This is a genomic window from Celerinatantimonas diazotrophica, from assembly GCF_004339545.1.
Classification (GTDB): domain Bacteria; phylum Pseudomonadota; class Gammaproteobacteria; order Enterobacterales; family Celerinatantimonadaceae; genus Celerinatantimonas; species Celerinatantimonas diazotrophica.
The window spans coordinates 293,319-311,098 of record NZ_SMGD01000014.1; the positions used below are offsets into that span (position 1 = coordinate 293,319).

18 protein-coding genes, 1 tRNA gene and 1 riboswitch are annotated in these 17,780 nt (G+C 41.4%); of the genes, 11 read left to right on the plus strand and 8 right to left on the minus strand.

Translation table 11 applies throughout. The features are described 5' to 3' along the window. Positions 1–187 precede the first annotated feature (187 nt). On the plus strand, positions 188–1,000 hold the full coding sequence (locus EV690_RS12745; protein ID WP_131913383.1) for a helix-turn-helix domain-containing protein: 813 nt from the start codon (positions 188–190) through the stop codon (positions 998–1,000). 41 nt (positions 1,001–1,041) lie between these two features. Here the strand turns inward: EV690_RS12745 and EV690_RS12750 are convergent, their stop codons facing one another. Next, positions 1,042–2,232, minus strand: a complete 1,191-nt coding sequence (locus EV690_RS12750; RefSeq protein ID WP_131913384.1) for a pyridoxal phosphate-dependent aminotransferase — start codon at positions 2,230–2,232, stop codon at positions 1,042–1,044. Positions 2,233–2,432: 200 nt separating this feature from the next. Between EV690_RS12750 and EV690_RS12755 the strand changes: the two genes are divergently transcribed. Continuing rightward, entirely contained in the window at positions 2,433–3,353 is a 921-nt protein-coding gene (locus EV690_RS12755) for a DnaJ C-terminal domain-containing protein (RefSeq protein WP_131913385.1), read from the plus strand. Between the two features lie 48 nt (positions 3,354–3,401). On the opposite strand, the gene EV690_RS12760 is transcribed toward EV690_RS12755, so the two are convergent. Continuing rightward, positions 3,402–4,604: an MFS transporter gene (locus EV690_RS12760; protein ID WP_131913386.1), complete on the minus strand. Its 1,203-nt coding sequence runs from the start codon at positions 4,602–4,604 to the stop codon at positions 3,402–3,404. 111 nt (positions 4,605–4,715) lie between these two features. Between EV690_RS12760 and EV690_RS12765 the strand changes: the two genes are divergently transcribed. Further along, positions 4,716–5,045: an ArsR/SmtB family transcription factor gene (locus EV690_RS12765; RefSeq protein ID WP_224054869.1), complete on the plus strand. Its 330-nt coding sequence runs from the start codon at positions 4,716–4,718 to the stop codon at positions 5,043–5,045. A gap of 374 nt (positions 5,046–5,419) precedes the next feature. Further along, a complete protein-coding gene (gene ddlA, locus EV690_RS12770; protein WP_131913387.1) occupies positions 5,420–6,520 on the plus strand; it encodes a D-alanine--D-alanine ligase in 1,101 nt (366 codons plus the stop codon). Between the two features lie 164 nt (positions 6,521–6,684). Here the strand turns inward: ddlA and EV690_RS12775 are convergent. Continuing rightward, positions 6,685–6,761 (minus strand) — tRNA-Asn (locus EV690_RS12775). Positions 6,762–7,402: 641 nt separating this feature from the next. Here EV690_RS12775 and uvrB point away from each other — a divergent pair. After that, a complete protein-coding gene (gene uvrB / locus EV690_RS12780; protein WP_131913388.1) occupies positions 7,403–9,391 on the plus strand; it encodes an excinuclease ABC subunit UvrB in 1,989 nt (662 codons plus the stop codon). On the opposite strand, the gene EV690_RS12785 is transcribed toward uvrB, so the two are convergent. From EV690_RS12785 to EV690_RS12795, 3 genes are all read right to left on the minus strand, one after another. Further along, on the minus strand, positions 9,392–10,114 hold the full coding sequence (locus EV690_RS12785; RefSeq protein ID WP_131913389.1) for a sulfite exporter TauE/SafE family protein: 723 nt from the start codon (positions 10,112–10,114) through the stop codon (positions 9,392–9,394). 149 nt (positions 10,115–10,263) lie between these two features. Then, positions 10,264–11,016, minus strand: coding sequence for a triose-phosphate isomerase (gene tpiA / locus EV690_RS12790; RefSeq protein ID WP_131913390.1), 753 nt, complete (start codon positions 11,014–11,016; stop codon positions 10,264–10,266). Positions 11,017–11,205: 189 nt separating this feature from the next. Then, the gene (locus EV690_RS12795) at positions 11,206–11,994 is read right to left on the minus strand and encodes a YdcF family protein (RefSeq protein ID WP_131913391.1); all 789 of its coding nucleotides are present in this window, start codon (positions 11,992–11,994) and stop codon (positions 11,206–11,208) included. Between the two features lie 226 nt (positions 11,995–12,220). Here EV690_RS12795 and EV690_RS12800 point away from each other — a divergent pair, with 226 nt between their 5' ends. Further along, positions 12,221–13,411 carry an amino acid aminotransferase gene (locus EV690_RS12800; protein WP_131913392.1) on the plus strand — a complete coding sequence of 397 codons (1,191 nt, stop codon included), beginning with the start codon at positions 12,221–12,223 and terminating at the stop codon, positions 13,409–13,411. A gap of 53 nt (positions 13,412–13,464) precedes the next feature. Here EV690_RS12800 and EV690_RS12805 read toward each other — a convergent pair whose 3' ends face one another. Continuing rightward, positions 13,465–13,788, minus strand: coding sequence for a cupin domain-containing protein (locus tag EV690_RS12805; RefSeq protein WP_131913393.1), 324 nt, complete (start codon positions 13,786–13,788; stop codon positions 13,465–13,467). A gap of 377 nt (positions 13,789–14,165) precedes the next feature. Next, positions 14,166–14,786, minus strand: a complete 621-nt coding sequence (locus EV690_RS12810) for an LON peptidase substrate-binding domain-containing protein (RefSeq protein WP_131913394.1) — start codon at positions 14,784–14,786, stop codon at positions 14,166–14,168. Positions 14,787–14,868: 82 nt separating this feature from the next. Beyond that, a riboswitch (molybdenum cofactor riboswitch) is annotated at positions 14,869–15,012 on the plus strand. On the opposite strand from EV690_RS12810, the gene moaA reads away from it, so the two are divergent. The 5 genes from moaA (at position 14,999) to EV690_RS12835 (ending at position 17,779) form a co-directional block, all read left to right on the plus strand. Then, on the plus strand, positions 14,999–15,970 hold the full coding sequence (moaA, locus tag EV690_RS12815) for a GTP 3',8-cyclase MoaA (RefSeq protein ID WP_131913395.1): 972 nt from the start codon (positions 14,999–15,001) through the stop codon (positions 15,968–15,970). It overlaps the preceding riboswitch by 14 nt. Position 15,971: 1 nt before the next feature. Next, positions 15,972–16,550: a molybdenum cofactor guanylyltransferase gene (mobA, locus tag EV690_RS12820; protein WP_131913396.1), complete on the plus strand. Its 579-nt coding sequence runs from the start codon at positions 15,972–15,974 to the stop codon at positions 16,548–16,550. Beyond that, on the plus strand, positions 16,540–17,052 hold the full coding sequence (gene moaB / locus EV690_RS12825) for a molybdenum cofactor biosynthesis protein B (RefSeq protein ID WP_131913397.1): 513 nt from the start codon (positions 16,540–16,542) through the stop codon (positions 17,050–17,052). Before mobA ends, moaB begins: the two co-directional genes overlap by 11 nt. Continuing rightward, positions 17,052–17,537: a cyclic pyranopterin monophosphate synthase MoaC gene (gene moaC, locus EV690_RS12830; RefSeq protein WP_131913398.1), complete on the plus strand. Its 486-nt coding sequence runs from the start codon at positions 17,052–17,054 to the stop codon at positions 17,535–17,537. Before moaB ends, moaC begins: the two co-directional genes overlap by 1 nt. Next, a complete protein-coding gene (locus EV690_RS12835) occupies positions 17,534–17,779 on the plus strand; it encodes a MoaD/ThiS family protein (protein WP_131913399.1) in 246 nt (81 codons plus the stop codon). The genes moaC and EV690_RS12835 overlap by 4 nt, the downstream gene beginning before the upstream one ends. Position 17,780: the final 1 nt, after the last annotated feature.

The following is a 17,780-nucleotide window of genomic DNA, read 5'->3' on the forward strand; positions in this document are numbered from 1 at the left end:
CTTATTGTAGGGGTCTAGTTTTTATTGTTTAGAACGAGTGTGGCTTGTCTTTGGAAATTCAGATAGAGAATGTATCAACATAAAAACAGGACAAATCCGACTTTGTATTTGAATTTGTGAGCTATATCTTTTTTCGCAGATAAAACCCCGTTTAGATTAAAGTCCAAGATAAAAAGCGGGGAATCCCATGGCTAATATTTACATCGAGCATCCCCTTGAGATTGAAAATGGTGGGCTTTTTATTTCTAACGGTCGAGGGATTCACCCTAAACGGGTGATCAAATCCTATGAGCTTATTTTTGTATTACATGGCACGTTAGCGATACGTGAAGGCACTCACGATTATCTCTTAAGAAGTGGCGATGCGTTGATATTGCATCCAAAAATTGAGCATCAGGGAATTGTGAATTTTCCATCCGATTTAAAATTTTACTGGGTTCATTTTCGTTTGCACTCATTACGTCATCAGCGAAACGTCGACACAACGATAGATTTAAACAAAATTGGGCAGGTCAACGATGTGACAAAAATTACCGAGCTCTTTAATCTAATGCTTAGGGAGCAAGAGCTTGGTGTAGATAAAATGACACTTAATTTATTGCTGTTGGTTATTTTGCGAGAAATTAGCCTGAAAATGGATGCAAACCAGCTAAGTAAACCCAAAGAGCTCGCATACCGTGCCCGCTCAGTCATTCGTCGATTTTATAATGAGCCACTGACTCCCAGCCAAATCGCGCAAACTTTAAAGTGCAATGTCGATTACTTAGGTCGAATTTACAAACAGACGTTTGCCTGTTCTCTAGGGGAAGCAATACAACTGCAAAAAATCTCAGCGGCTAAGCACCAGCTAGTTGAACAAGGTCTAACCATCGCAGAAATTGCAGATGAGCTAAGCTATCACGATACGGGGTATTTTCGGCGTGTTTTTGTAAAACATGTCGGAATGTCTCCTTCTCGTTATCGCAAGCTCTATAGTATTGCGCGAATTAATTCCAATTAGCCTTGATACTGGCTGTATAAAGTATCAAGACTAATTGCTTGTTAGAATGGTTTTACATTTAAAATAAATTCGCGTACTCGCTCTAAAGCAGGTTTTAACAGCGGCAATTGGGTTGCATGGCAAATGCGAATATGTCCAGCGCCAGAGACACCGAATGCTTCTCCTGGTGCAACACCGACTTTGGCCTTATCGATCATTTCACGTAAGTAAGGTTGACTATCATAACCAAGGCCGTCGATTTTTAAGAAGCCATAAAAAGTAGCTTTCATTTCATACAAAGTCGTATTAGGGAGATCACCGAGGAACTGCAGCATACAATCACGGCTTTTTTTCAGAGCAGCCACACTACTTTGCACAAAATCTTCGCCTTGTTCAATCGCGGCTAACCCTCCGGCTTGAGAGAAGGCACTGGCACAGGAAACATTAAATTCAGTTAACTTTCTCACCGTGGGTATCAATGCTTTCGGAATATTCAGCCAACCTAAACGCCATCCGGTCATTGCCCAGGCTTTCGAAAAGCTATTACAGATGATAACCCGGTCATATTCACTCACAAGCTCACAAAATGAGGGGGCCGCCTCGCTATCAAAGATATGGCGTGAATACACTTCGTCACTAATAATCCAAATACCACGTTGACGACAAAATTTAAGGATTTCTGTTAATAACTCTTTGCTAGCAACCCATCCGGTTGGATTCGAGGGACTATTGATAATAAGAGCCTGTGCCCCATGAAGCGAAGAAAAGAGTTCCTCTGTGTCTAAATAAAAAGTTTTACCCTTAGTTTTTAAGGCCACCCGAATCACTTGGCAACCAAGGATTTCAGGAATAGCCGCTAAAGTTGGGAATAATGGCTCGATGACAACAACTTTATCGGCTGGATTAAGACAACTTTGTGCAGCAATCATAACGGCGTTAGTCCCAGAGACGGTAATAGAAACGTTCTCGGGAGCAAAATGTGACCCAAACAGGTTATTTTGGTAATGCGCAATGGCTTGACATAATTCCGGGAGTCCAGTGTTTGGCGTATATTTGGTTTCATAACGTGATAATGATTCACTGGCTGCCTGGCAAATAAAATCTGGCGTTGCCGATGAAGCCTCGCCAAACCATAGTGGCGTCACATCATTTTTTCCCATCCCATAGTTGGCAATTGAACGAATAGGGGACTCATCTAATCGCTGAGCTCTTTGACTAATGCCATTTAATAATGACAATTCTGCATTTGACATGATTATCCTTTATTAAGTTATCTACCCTAGGGGAATGTTTGTATGATGCGCGACAAAAGTGTCGTAAATCATCATGAAACAACATTTGTGGAAATAAAAGGGTTTTTTTTTAAAGATTTGTCCCCATATTAGTGCCATGGATCGTATTGTGATGATACGAATTTTTAGGTGTTGTTTCACAAAAGGGTGTATGAGGCAGCATGAGTACAAAAGATTTTTATAGTATTTTAGGTGTCTCGCGGAGCGCCAGTGAACAAGAGATAAAAAAAGCTTATCGGCGATTAGCCCGTAAGTATCATCCGGATGTTAGTAAAGAACCGGATGCTGAACAGCGCTTTAAAGAAATAGGCGAGGCTTATGAAGTGCTTAGTAGTAAGCAAAAACGAGCCGCTTATGATCAGTTCGGCAGTCAGTGGAAAGCTGCTAGTGGTGCTGGTGCCGGAGGGGGCCATTGGCAAAATGCACGGGGTGGAGGTAATCCATTTGGCAACGGTGCGAATGGCGGATTTAGTGATTTTTTTGAAAACATATTTGGTCAAGGTGGTTTTTCCGGCCAAAGTCGTGGTGGTTTCGGTGGCTTTGAAGGTAACCGCGGATTTAGCCAGACAGGCGATAATGTGGAAGCCCAAATAACGATTGATATTGCTGATAGTTATTTAGGCGCCAGTCGACCGATGACTCTGAATATAGCCGGTCAGCAACGTACGTTGAATGTTAAAATTCCAGCCGGAATTAAAGATGGTCAGAAAATTCGTCTGGCGGGTCAAGGTAAACCGGGAATGGGCAGTGGCCAAAATGGCGACTTGCTGTTGCAAGTCCATTTTCGTAAAGATGGTTACTATCGGGTCGATGGATCTGATGTTTACTATATTCTGCAGGTTGCGCCTTGGGAAGCTGCTTTGGGTGAAAAAGTCAGTGTTCCATTGCCTGACGGTAAACATGTCGATGTAAAAATTCCGTCTAATTCATCGGGGGGACGAAAAATGCGCTTGCGTGGACGTGGGCTACCATCAAAACAACCCGGTGATTTTTACGTGGAGTTACAAATTTTATTACCGAAAGCAGACTCGGCTAAAGCTAAAAAAGCCTATGCTGCTTTTCGCCAGGCATTTGAAGCTTAATTGAATGATCTCTATCCCCTAACTGAATCGGTAAGTTAGGGGATATTTTTATGCCTTAGCCGGCTCTTGATGCAAAATAACATAGCCGCCAAAGGATGCCCCTAACAGCATAAAGCAAAAATATAAAAAGACCTGTGTTGCCGTTTGTAAACCTAAGTGGCTGGCTAAGAAGCCCAAGAAAAAGATACTTATAGCTGCAAATAGATACCCACCCAAGAAAAAAGTTGCCGTTGAACGTTGAAATGTTCCCATCGGAAGATGTTGTTTTAACACTCGGGTTCCACTCAATTGCGTCATACTTTGTCCAACACCAGCAAATATCGATGCGATAGCCATAATAGCCGCTGAATGCCATACTTCGGCAATGAGAATACTAACACCACCAATAGAGGCACAAACAGTGCCGACTAAAACTTGTTTCCCTATAGAAAGATTTTTAAGACAAAGCTGACTGATAATTCCTGCACCGAACATTAACAAGGCAATGCCACCAACAATTGTGTGACTGTCAGTATGCATGAGCGTGGTAATGATCTTAGGTCCTATCGATATAAATAAGCCGGCTATGGCAAATGGGCTCGCAAATAGACCCACTGTCACAAATGTCAGTCCATAGCTTTTTTTACCTTCTTCAACAGGGCCATTGGCTTCGTGATGTCCCAATTCGACCAGTTCTTTTTCGGGTTGCATTCTAGCGAGGATAACGACACATATCGTTAGCAAAATCATTAATGGTGTAAAAATACTGCTATACGGAGGATGAATTAGATCGGCTAAAACGCCTGCGTAAAAAGGACCAATACCAAAACCGAGAACGCATGCTAAGGTGACAATTAACGGTGTATTATGCACTTGCTGCTGGAGTCCGATTTTAACGATCAATGAAATACCGCATGAAACAAATGTTCCACAACATAGACCAATAATTAACCGAGCCGTCACTAACTGCCAGAAGTGCTCAGCAGAGCTAAATAGTGCTCCAGCGAAAATTGTGCCAACTAGCGCTAACAATAACAGCCGCTTGATTGTTGTTGCGTTTTGCACTCGAGTTAAAGAAAGCAAGGAAATTGCAATGCCAATATGGTAGGCCACAAATATGATACCAATTCCAGTGGTATTATATGAGATATGTTGTTGCCATAATGTATAAAGAGGGGTAGGGGCATTGGCCGTCACGTATACCAAAAATAAGGCAAAAGATAATACAGCCATCGCCAGTGTTGAATTGAGCGATAGTTTTGATCTGACCATTATATTGTCCGTAGATTAGTTTGAATTATTTAAGAGACGGTGGCATTTTAACGCACCAAAATTAAAAGTTCGATCAATATCGAACAAAGCAGTTTCAGCAGTGAGGACATCATGACCGAGCCATTAAGCGAAAACAAGGCAATATGTCGTTGGCAGTGTATGCCGCTTCATGATATATCATTAACAGATGTCCTTAGCGCGCTTGCCGATCCGACACGTCTTTTGATTATTAAACAATTAAAGCAACATGGCGCTTGTCGTTGTTGTGATTTTAAACTTGGATTGAGTAAGTCAACGTTGAGCCACCATATCAAGATATTGTATCTGTCCGGAATTGTTGCTTCATGTCATCAGGGAACCTCGCGTTATAATATTCTTCGAGAGCAAGAACTTCAGCAGCGTTTCCCCGGATTACTCAATGCCGTCTTAACAGCCAATTAAAGCATTGCATTTTAACAATTGCACGGGATTTTTGTGCCCAACGTAGAGACGTGAATTTTTATAATACTTTAAGTTCGGGGGCACACTAGCCAAGTTATTACGCTTGACAGTACGAAAGGATTTCCCGACTAGATGTTCGTTGAAAAAGCCATATGTTAGCCTCACCGCTTAGCGACTGATATGGTGTTTTATCTCAGTGACGCGGGTTAAACTGCCTTAAAATTGCGCGGTTGATAAAGTGAACATGTGAAGGCATTTGGCAACATAACAAAGTTAATGTATAACCAACTGGTATGGGAAAAAGGTGTTTCTGACAAGATGAAGCAATTTAATCGCGCTTCTTGTGCGGTATTTAATGAGTTTCTGGATATATTATGCAACAAAAAAAAATTCGCGTTGCGGTCCTCTTTGGAGGACGTTCCGCCGAACATGAAGTTTCTTTGCAGTCCGCTAAAAATGTGATCGCAGCAATTGACCCAGAGTTGTTTGATGTCTGTTTGATTGGTATTGATCGACAAGGGAAATGGTATCTTAATGATGCGAGCCAACCGTTACTTACGAATGATGATCCCAAACTGGTGGCACTTAATCAGTGCAATACCGATGTTTCTCTTATCGCGAGTGATCAAACCGGGCAGCTGATCAGCAACGGCCAGATCATCGATTCAGTGGATGTCTTATTTCCAGTTCTGCACGGTCCATTTGGTGAAGATGGTTCGATCCAAGGGCTTGCTAAATTAGCAAATGTTGCTTGTGTGGGGAGTGATATTTTAGGTTCCGCCGTTGGGATGGATAAAGATGTGGCGAAGCGGCTACTGCGTGATAGTGGTATCCCTGTTGCTGATTATATAGCATTGCGGGCTTATCAACTCAATGAACAGTTACCTGAACATGTTGCACAGCGATTGGGTTATCCAGTCTACGTCAAACCCGCTAATATGGGCTCATCAGTGGGGGTTAGTAAAGTCAACCACCCTCAGGAACTTATCGCTGCGTTAACCCATGCGTTTGATTATGATACTAAAGTGATGATTGAAGCGGCAATTGTTGGTCGCGAAATTGAATGTGCAGTGCTTGGCAATAATGATGCTGAAGTAGCTAACGTAGCGGGTGAAATCATTACCAACGATCAATTTTACAGCTATGATCGAAAATATGTTGATGAAACTGGGGCCCAACTACAGATCCCTGCGCAAGTTGATGCGTCCACGCTTACCAAACTCCGCCAGACCGCATTGCAAGCTTATCGGTGTCTAGAAACTCGAGGAATGGGACGGGTCGATATGTTTTTAACAGCGGATGGCGAAGTGCTAGTCAATGAAATTAATACATTGCCAGGTTTTACAGCCATTAGCATGTATCCTAAATTATGGGCCGCCAGTGGTGTATCGCCGAGAGAGCTGACGACGCGGTTGATTCAGTTAGCATTGCAAGAACAACGTGATAAAGACCAACTTAAATCGACTGAACATTAATGCTTAAGCGCCAGTATCTGCTTTGAGCAGGTTCTGGCGATGCACAGCATCCCGATATTCAAATTCATCTTTAGTGGGTTTAACAGCAATCGTCAATTGGCCAGATGCTGTATAACATCAATGGGCAATATCGTTATTCAATAAAATGAGTGGGATAATATGACTGGCTCCCCAGGTTGGATTCGAACCAACGACACATGGATTAACAGTCCACCGCTCTAACCAACTGAGCTACTGGGGAATTCATTGAACTGAACGTTTAATGAGACGAATCATAGTCATGACGATTCCGTCTGTCAACGTCTATTCAGGCTAAATTTGGCAAATTTTCTGGCATAAATTTGTGGGAAATTTGCAGTGTTCCTAGCTCTTTTTATACCACCTTGTTAATGGGGTAAAAGGAAAATAGCGGCTTTCATTTGCTCAAAAAATATGCACTACTTAAGGGCTCCATTGCAGGGCATGGTTATTCACATTTTGTCTAGCCAAGGTCGGATGCGGGGTGTCAGTGGTTATCCACTAAATCTGTGGATAACCATGTGAATGGTTAGAATAAATCTTGCTGTAGGCCGCTTGGATACTGGGGTTTGAATGAACTACGCAAAAATCCATCATTTATAAAATTATATATATTTCAATAAGTTAAAAAGGTGCAATGAATTTTTTTATTATTTAAATGATCCAATTGCAGTTCACTTTAATAAATGTTAATAGCTGTGCATTAAATTTTACATTTACGGCTATTTTCAATATAAATGGCTTGACATTTGGCGGATAACGCAAGCGATTATGAAGATGATTGCATGCTATACTTTTGCAACAAGTTGATTAAGATCACATTGTGATTTTCTTTCAGATTTCTTCAAATTTTGATAGGTCGACATGAAACCTTTTCAGTTAGTATCATCATACAAACCATCGGGCGATCAACCCAAAGCGATTGCCCAACTGCAAGAAGGATTGCATGACGGATTAGCGCATCAAACGCTATTAGGGGTTACCGGTTCAGGTAAAACGTTCACAGTTGCCAATCTGATAGCCCAAGAGGGGCGACCAACTCTTGTGTTAGCGCCGAATAAAACGTTAGCGGCCCAACTTTACGGGGAGATGAAAGAGTTTTTTCCGCATAATTCGGTGGAGTTTTTCGTTTCGTATTATGATTATTATCAGCCCGAAGCTTATGTCCCAACGACCGATACTTTTATTGAGAAAGATGCCTCGATTAACTCGCATATTGAACAAATGCGCTTATCCGCCACCAAGGCGTTAATGGAGCGTAGAGATGTTGTATTAGTTGCCTCAGTTTCAGCCATTTATGGTTTGGGGGATCCCCAATCCTATATGAAGATGATGCTGCACCTGACGGTTGGGGACATTATTGATCAGCGGCAGATTTTAAAACGATTGGCAGAACTTCAGTACAAAAGAAATGACGCTGTTTTTGAACGTGGGACATTCCGGGTTCGTGGTGAAGTCATTGATATTTTCCCCGCGGAGTCTGATCGCAACGCATTGAGAGTTGAATTATTTGATGATGAGGTCGAACGTCTCAGCTATTTTGATCCATTAACCGGAACCGTTGAACAGACGCTATCGCGGGCCACTGTCTATCCCAAAACACACTATGTAACACCTAGAGAAACGTTACTCGATGCCATTGAATACATCAAAATTGAACTTAAAGAACGTCGTGCTCAGCTGCTAAGTGATAATCGATTGCTTGAAGAACAACGATTAACGCAACGCACACAATTTGATATCGAAATGATTAATGAGCTTGGTTATTGCTCCGGTATTGAAAACTATTCTCGGTTTCTTTCAGGTCGTTCTGCTGGTGAGCCACCACCGACGTTGCTTGATTATCTGCCGGCTGATGGGTTGTTGGTCATCGATGAATCGCATGTCACCGTCCCGCAATTAGGGGCTATGTATAAAGGCGACCGATCTCGTAAAGAAACATTAGTTGAATATGGCTTTCGTTTGCCTTCGGCATTAGATAATCGGCCACTTAAATTTGAAGAGTTTGAAGCAATTGCCCCTCAGACTATTTTTGTCTCAGCAACACCAGGTCCGTATGAGAAAGATAAAGCGGATGGGCGTTTTGTAGAGCAAGTTGTACGTCCCACTGGATTACTAGACCCTCGTATTGAAGTGCGTCCTGTGAATACTCAGGTTGATGACTTGCTTTCTGAAGCACGCAAACGTTCGACTAAAGGCGAGCGAGTATTGGTTACCACCTTGACTAAGCGTATGGCCGAGGACTTGACAGACTATTTATCAGAACATGGTGTAAAAGTTCGCTATTTACACTCTGACATTGATACTGTTGAACGTATGGAGATTATTCGAGATCTGCGCCTTGGGCAGTTTGATGTTTTAGTCGGTATTAACTTATTACGAGAAGGTCTGGACATGCCAGAAGTCTCGTTGGTTGCTATTTTAGATGCTGATAAAGAAGGGTTCTTACGTTCAGAGCGATCAATCATTCAGACAATTGGTCGTGCAGCTCGAAACCTCGAAGGGATGGCTATTTTATATGCTGATAAAATAACGGGGTCTATGGAGAAAGCGATTCAAGAAACGAACCGGCGACGGGAAATTCAAGATCGATTTAATAAAGAACATGGTATTGTGCCCAAAGCGTTGAATAAGAAAGTGAGTGATATTATGTCGCTGGGACAAGGCCGGGTTGAGCGTGTGCTTAAAGCCAAAGCAGAGCACTCAGTTTTGACACCAGAGCAGCTGTTGTCGCAAATTAACGGACTTGAAAAACAGATGTACCAACATGCGCAAGACCTGGAATTTGAAAAAGCAGCAGCTATTCGTGACGAAGTGAAAAAGTTACAGGCTCAGCTGGTCGATATAAGCTAGTTAATAACATAATGCCTGATATAACAGAACACAAGCTGACAAGCTACATACAACTTGGGTTGTCAGCTTTATATAATAGCTATTAAATTGCTCGATAAATTTTTTACTAATGAAAAATCCAATAAACACTCCAGGTAACAAAATCATTCCACTGACCAAGTGATGGAGGTGGAACTTGCCCCCTGCAATGAGTACTACCGCAGAAATTAATGTACTAATTGTGAAAAAAGCTGAAAGATTACCGCGAATTGAGCCCGCTTGCTGGTGACGAAGTAACATGGCTATCGGAGGGCCGCCGATAGCCGCAACAGTTGCAAAAATACCAGATAAAAGCCCGGCAATCGCCAAATTCCGATGGTTAAAGTGAATCGTCTTATCTGTCAATGTTGTAGCAACTCCCATCAAGACGGCTATTGCAATTAATATTTGCAGCCCTTTTTGATCAAAATAGATCAATAATGCTAGGCCAATTAAAGCCCCGGGAAACCTAGCGACTAACGCATAACTCATCGTTTTTAAATTGACATAATGACGATTGTGATACCAATTGATCACTGAGATCGTAAATCCAAGAATCAGCAGTGGGACTGGGACGAGTTGAGGATCAATAAAGTATAGTAGTGGTGCGGCAACGACAGCTAAACCAAAACCAATAAGACTCTGAACAATAGCTCCCAAAACGACAACGCCAATTGCAAGAGCTAAAAGATGTGGGTCAGGCATGCCTTTCTCTTTTTATGAGTCAATATATGATAGCGTTTTAATGTAGCACAATTGGTTTATAAGTGACCGATTTTAAAAAGTTTTATGAGTCGATTTGAGAAATCTATAGGGGGAATATTCCCGACATAGTCGGGAATATTTAAAAATAATTATTTTGCGGCAGCAATAATGCCTGAGAATTCATCAACTTTTAATGAAGCCCCACCAACCAAACCACCGTCGATATCTGATTGACCGAACAGCTCTTTAGCGGTTGCAGCTTTAACACTACCACCATAGAGAATTTGTACTTTTTCAGCAACATTTGCATTTTGTGCGGCAAGCCACTGACGAATCCCCGCGTGAACAGCTTGAGCTTGTTCTGCTGTAGCTGATTTACCAGTACCGATTGCCCAGATAGGTTCATAAGCAATCACAGCATTGTTAAATGCTTCAATACCGCATAAATCAATAACTGCTTTTAGCTGGCGCTCAACAACTGCCTGAGTTTCACCGGCTTCATTTTGCTCTAAACTTTCACCGATACAAAGTACAGGAAGCAAACCATTCTCTTGAATTGCTTTGAATTTGCTAGCAACAACTTCGTCTGTTTCATTATGGTATTCGCGGCGTTCACTATGACCAACTAGGCTGTATTTACATCCAAATTCTTTGAGCATAACCGGAGAGTTTTCACCAGTGAATGCTCCCTGAGTGTTGACATCAGCATCTTGAGAACCATATGCCAATTTGCTACCTGCAGCCAATTGTTCAACCATTCCTAAGAAAACAGTTGGGGCACAAACAGCAACTTCAACACCGGTTGCATCATTTGCTGGTTTGATTAAACCTTTCACCAACGCTTCAACAGAAGCTTTATCACCATTTAGTTTCCAGTTTCCCATTACCAGTGGTGTTCTCATTCTCATCTCCTTTAGACGAATTACAATTTTTACAAATAGTGGCTCGATCCTAGCTCAAATTGAAATTTAATTACATAAGAAATGTAACTGTAGCTATCGTTAGCCCGAGATAATTTGTTCTAAGTCATGAATTCACGGCTAGAGTTCCTGACTCGAGATATTCAGTTTGTCGAATAGAAATAATTCCCTTTATTGGGACCATTGAGGTAATTTTTGCTGGAGCTCTTCCCACGCGATTCCTAGTTTCTCGTGCCAATAAGCATCAAAGCGGCTCATGACAATTGGGTCTGGTAGGTATTGATAACTCGATAGCGGGGCCTGGAGTTGCTTCCCTAAATAGTCAGTGGGGACGGGTGTAATATGGTTACTAAATTGTTGAAAATATTTCATAGCTCGTTTCATATGAATAGCACTGGTGACCAGTGCACACGGACGTTGGCCAATATAAATTGAAATAAGTCGAGCTTCTTGAGCGGTGTCTTGGGCTTTAGGAATGGTAATAATACTAGCCGGTAAAATATCGGCTTGCGTTGCTACCAATTTCATTAATTCAGCATTGGTTTTTGGATCGCTTCCCCCATAACCGGAAACAATTAAGCGTGCGCCAGGGTTCGCTTTCGCCAGTTTAATTCCTTTAAGGATTCTCAAAAGGGAAGCTTCACTTAGTTGCTCGATAGGAGAGAGAGAGGGATCGGAAACATGGCCACCGCCTAATACAATAATAAAATCAAAACGATTCGCTATCTTTGTGGGTTGTGGGTATTGGCGTTCCAAAGAATAGAGCCGATTGAAAACCCAGCTATAATTGCTGGTTAAAATCATAATCGTTAAAGCGCCAACCAATGGCAGACATGCTAAATAAGCACGTTTTTTTAAGCATAAATAAAAAGCCAATAACAGCAAAATAATGCTTACGTTAAGTGGCATTAACAAGCTAGCTAGCCATTTTTTTAATACAAAAGCCCAGCCCACATGCATAATCAATCCTCATTATTGTTTAAAAAACAATCTGTTTAATCACTTATGGCGTGATCGATTATCATACCATGGCCTAATAAAAACATAGATCTATTTGTCGGCTTTATCTCTTTAGTTTCAATGTGGAAGATTTATCAAAAAAACACTTGGCTTATAGAGACTCAATGATTGAATTGAGGTAGTCTGATAGGTGATTTTAGACTGAAAATTTAGAGGGAGTTATTTTATGTTCGAGCGAGTGAATGCGGCCCCAGCCGATCCTATTTTTGGTCTTACCGAGGCATTTAAACAAGACCCTCGAGATCATAAAATTAACTTAGGCGCAGGGATTTATAAAGATGAAAAAGGTCAAACGCCTATTCTTGAGACCGTTAAAATAGCTGAACAGAGGCTTGTCGATACCGAAACCAGTAAAGCCTATCTGGGAATTGATGGGCGAGCGGATTATGCATTAGAAGTTCAAAAACTGCTATTTAAGCCAGAGCATAACATTATCGCAAATCAGCGGGCAGTGACTGCACAGACTCCGGGAGGGACAGGAGGTTTGCGAGTTTTAGCCGAATTTGCATTTAAACATGTTGGAGTTCGTACTGTTTGGATTAGCGATCCAACCTGGGCAAACCATGCTAGTGTTTTTCGAGCAGCAGGGCTAGAAGTTAAAACGTACCGTTATTATGACCCATTAACCCATTCAATGGATTTTGCGGGCATGTGTGAAGCGCTCGAAACTATTCCAAGTGATGATATGGTGTTGCTGCACGGTTGTTGTCACAATCCAACTGGAATTGACCCAACTTTTGCACAGTGGCAAAAAATTAATCAGATATCTCTCGCAAAAGGTTGGTTACCGTTTTTCGATTTTGCCTACCAAGGCTTTGGGAAAGGTATAGATGAAGATGCAGCGGGATTGCGACTGTTTGCTGATACCCATGATGAGTTATTGATTGCCAGTTCATTTTCTAAGAATTTTGGTCTTTATAATGAACGGGTAGGCGCAGCCACCATTGTTGCTTCAACAGCAACGAATGCTCAGGCATCATTTAGCCAAATGAAAACAGGTATTCGGGCTAACTATTCGAATCCGCCAGCACATGGTGCTGCCGTAGTTGCAACTATTTTAGAAGATCCTCAACTGGCGGCAAAATGGAGAGAAGAAGTTAGTGAAATGCGTGCCCGTATACAACAGATGCGTGATTTATTTGTTGCTAAGTTGGAAGAATATGGGGCAACAGAGAATTTTGACTTCATTAGTCATCAGAATGGCATGTTCTCTTTCTCTGGGTTAAATAAAACTCAGATTGAAAAGCTTAAAAAAGATCATGCTGTATATATCGTTGGTTCTGGGCGTATTTGTGTCGCATGTATGACACTTAAAAATATTGACCAACTATGTAAAGCGATTGTTGCTGTGCTTTAAAATTAACTTACGAAGTAATTAAGCCACATGATTGGCTTAATTACTTATGATGACTACTTTAAAAAATCATCACGTATTGGCGTGAAAGTATCCAAAAGCACACCTTCTTCTAAGCAGATACAACCATGTTCTACATTGGGTGCTTTATATAATGTATCACCTGCACTGACATCATGGGTTTCGCCATCAATTGTGAAACGGAATTGGCCACTTAGTACATAAGTGAGTTGTTCATGAGGGTGATGGTGCATTGCTCCAATTGAATCTTTATTAAAGTGGACTTCTACTCCCATCATTTTACCATTGTGTGCGAGAACTTTGCGTTTCACACCGCCACCTAAATCCTCAAATTCAATATCGTGATTAAAGACAAACATGATTGTTTCTCTCCCAATTATTTATTTTATATCCATATAAATCAGAATGATAAAAACTCATTTAATAGCAATTTGAATGAAAATATACCATACCATAAAAATTAAACCGTTGTTTTATAAATGCTAAATTGCTGTGGGAAATTATGACTCATGCTATAAAATTTTCTTACAATTTGGGGTAGTGCTCTTTAACCGGATTCTGTATGAATGAGCGTTAAACAGAATCCATAAAAATGCTGAAAGAAGAATACACAAAAGAGGGGGAGTTGTGCTAAACCTTATAATGTATGTCATCATTACCTTGACATTGACTCCTGTATACTTGCTATTTGGCAACCCGACCTAATTCTCATGGTCGGGTTTTTTATCTATCTGCGCTACAACTGAAGTAATTTAGTTAGTAATTGATGAGTTCGCTCACAGGTGTCAGTTGCCATCAGTTCCTGTTTTTGCCCAACTCTCAGAGGCAAGATTTCCAGCCAGCGCTGACAAAGCCAAGTCAAATTATTTAGTTTTCTGCTGGTATAAAGATCTCCCAGCTTTGGATACTGTTCGTAAATAGTACATAATTGTTGTGCAATATAATGCTCTCGCTTGGTCAGGGCCTGAGCTGGCCATAACGGGATATATTCTATATTCGCAATATTTAATCCGTCGCGTTCGACCTTTATCTCATTGATTTTAAAACATGGACCTCCATACACCGTGATTTCTAGGACATTATGCTCAAGCTGGTCAAAATCGATAATTTTAGCACTCGTACCAATTGGCTGAACCGCCATTGTTCTGGAGTAAACTTCACAGCAGTCCATCATTACAATACCGAATGCAGATCGATTTTGAGCACACTCCTTTACCATCCTTAAATAACGCGGTTCAAAAATCCGCAAGGCGAGCTTGCCATCAGGCATGAGTTGCGCCGGAAACGGGAATATTGGAAGCAGTTGCTGTGTTTTCAATCTATTAGTCCATCCTACAGGCAATAAATTTGATTCCATTTTGCTTGCTTTGTATCAAACAATGAGTCGTTAAGTGATTTTTAAAACGATCCAATAATGAAAAAATAGCACATGTTGAATATAATGGCTGTCGAACCGAGTACTTTGCGCCTGTCTCCATGGTGATATGGACAAAGTACCTCTGCTTATAAGTAGCTTGCAGACAGGGTATAGAAAGAAATGACTATGCCTCCCATATTTGGAAAGGTTTCATGTTTATAGATAACTTCAATCGCCGATTTAGCTATTTACGCTTGTCGGTTACCGATGTATGTAATTTTAAGTGTCAGTATTGTTTGCCCGATGGTTATCAGCGGCCATCTCAAATGCAGCAATTTTTATCTCTAGATGAAATTGATAAGCTTGTCACAACCTTCGCCCAATCCGGAACGAGTAAGATTCGAATTACTGGTGGAGAACCCACATTACGACGTGATATTGAACAAATTATTGAATGTTGTTCTGCACCTTCGCAAATCCACACGGTAGCGATGACAACCAATGGCTATCGCCTTAGCAATAATGCCAAGTGTTGGAAGGATGCCGGATTATCCCGAGTGAATATCAGTATTGATAGCTTCGATGAGCGGCTATTTAATCAAATTACAGGGACTAACCGTTATTCTAAAGTCATTGAGGGGATCGAAAGTGCCATTGACTGCGGATTACAAGTTAAACTGAATACTGTTTTAATGAATAGTTATAATTTTCATCAATTTGAGCACAATTTAGAGCGGCTTAAACAGTGGCCAGTTGAGCTACGTTATATCGAGCTGATGGAAACGTTGGAACAACGCCAATTTTTTGAACAAGAACATATCAGTGGCGAAAGGCTTAAGCAATTTTTAATACGAAAAGGGTGGCGAGCACAAACTCGTGAAAATGCGGCTGGTCCTGCTCAAGTTTTTTCTCATCCTGATTATCAAGGTCGGGTAGGATTAATCCTCCCCTACGAGCGAAACTTTTGTGATAGTTGTAATCGACTTAGGATCTCAGCCACAGGTAAGTTACATCTTTGCTTGTTTGGAGAGCATGGTTACGATTTACGTCCGCACCTAGGCGACAATGACTCCAAAGCCTTAAAAGATGCCATTCATAGAGCGCTCGATGACAAACTTGCAGGGCATCATCTACATGATCGAAATCCAGGGCAGACGATTCATCTAGCATCTGTTGGGGGTTGATGTGAATCGATACCCCTTTATTAGCCTTATTTTAAGTGGCGGTCAATCGCGGCGGATGGGCCAAGATAAAGCCACACTAAACATAGCTCATCAACCACTTCTTAGTCGGCAAGTTCAGTTACTTAAATCATTCAAAATGCCAGTTTGGGTCAGCGGTGATTATCCACAGTTTAATTGTATTAAAGATGACAGTGATGCTAAAGGACCTTTAGCTGGAATAGGTTCAGCGATGCGGGCATTGCAATCGCAAACGGATACCTTGTTCATCATCGCAGTTGATATGCCCCTTTTAACTAAAAATGGGCTGTCTGATTTCTTGGCTCTAATTACTGAGCCTGAAAGGTGCTGGTTTAGCGACAAATCCCGTTTTCCAATTTGGCTGCCAATTAATTCACGAACTTTACAATACACCCAAACATGTGAACAAAGTGGTAATTTTGCTTTAAAACCTTGGCTTTTGGGGTTAAGCGCACAAGCAGTAACCTGTTCGAACCAACAAGAATTAACGAATACAAATACCCCTGAGCAATGGCAACAAGCTATTGCCTATTTAGACGGAGAGACGCGGCATGAGTCATAGCGCTAAAGAATTTAAATCATTAAACATCGCAGTGTTAACTGTTTCTGATACACGCAGTGAAGAAAATGACACCTCAGGACAATTTCTTGCTGAATCTTTAACTCAGGCAGGGCATAAATTAGCAGATCGCAAAATTGTTATCGATGACAAGTATCAGATTCGCTCGATTGTCAGCCAATGGATTGCCAATAAAGAGATCCACGTGGTTATTACCACAGGGGGAACAGGTTTTAGTGACAGAGATAATACGCCAGAAGCGATAGCGGTTTTATTAGATAAACAAGTCGAAGGTTTTGGTGAAGCTTTCCGAGCTATCTCTATGGAAGAAATTGGGACTTCAACTATTCAAAGTCGAGCACTCGGTGGTATGGCTAATCATACCGTTGTTTTCTGTTTACCAGGTTCGACAGGCGCATGTCGTACAGGTTGGAATAAGCTTCTCGCCGAACAGCTGGATAGCCGCCATAAACCTTGTAATTTTGTTATGAATCTGGAGGTTTGATGAATAGTTTTAGTCATATCGATCAACAGGGCAAAGCTAATATGGTTGATGTTTCAGACAAACAGTCAACTGTCCGTATTGCTAAGGCTCAAGCATTTGTCGTGATGAATGAGCAAACTTTGAATGCGATTATTCAAGGTCATCATCATAAAGGGGATGTTTTTGCGACTGCTCGAATCGCTGGGATTCAAGCCGCAAAACAAACTAGTACCCTGATCCCATTATGTCATCCTTTGATGTTAACCAAAGTCAGTGTAGAGCTGACTGCTGAAATTGAACAGCATCGAGTTCGAATTGAAACTATGGCTAAATTAACCGGTAAAACAGGTGTTGAAATGGAAGCGCTCACTGCTGCTAGTGTTGCTGCACTAACTATTTATGACATGTGTAAAGCATTGCAGCGAGATATGCGTATTGAAGGTGTTTGTCTGCTAGAGAAACAAGGTGGGCAAAGTGGTCATTACCTTAATCAGGAGGCCCAATGATTACCATTAGATTGTTTGCGCGGTTGCGCGAACAGATTGGCCAGCCATTACTACAGTGGGAATTATCTGAACCGATGACTATTCGGGCGTTGCTCGATGCGCTGATTACGGATGATTTTCGCTGGCAAACACTTACTGAAACTGAGGTGCTCTGTGCCGTAAATCACCAACAAGTCACATTTGAGCAAGTACTAAAAAGTGGTGATGAAGTAGCCTTTTTCCCACCTGTAACTGGAGGCTAGT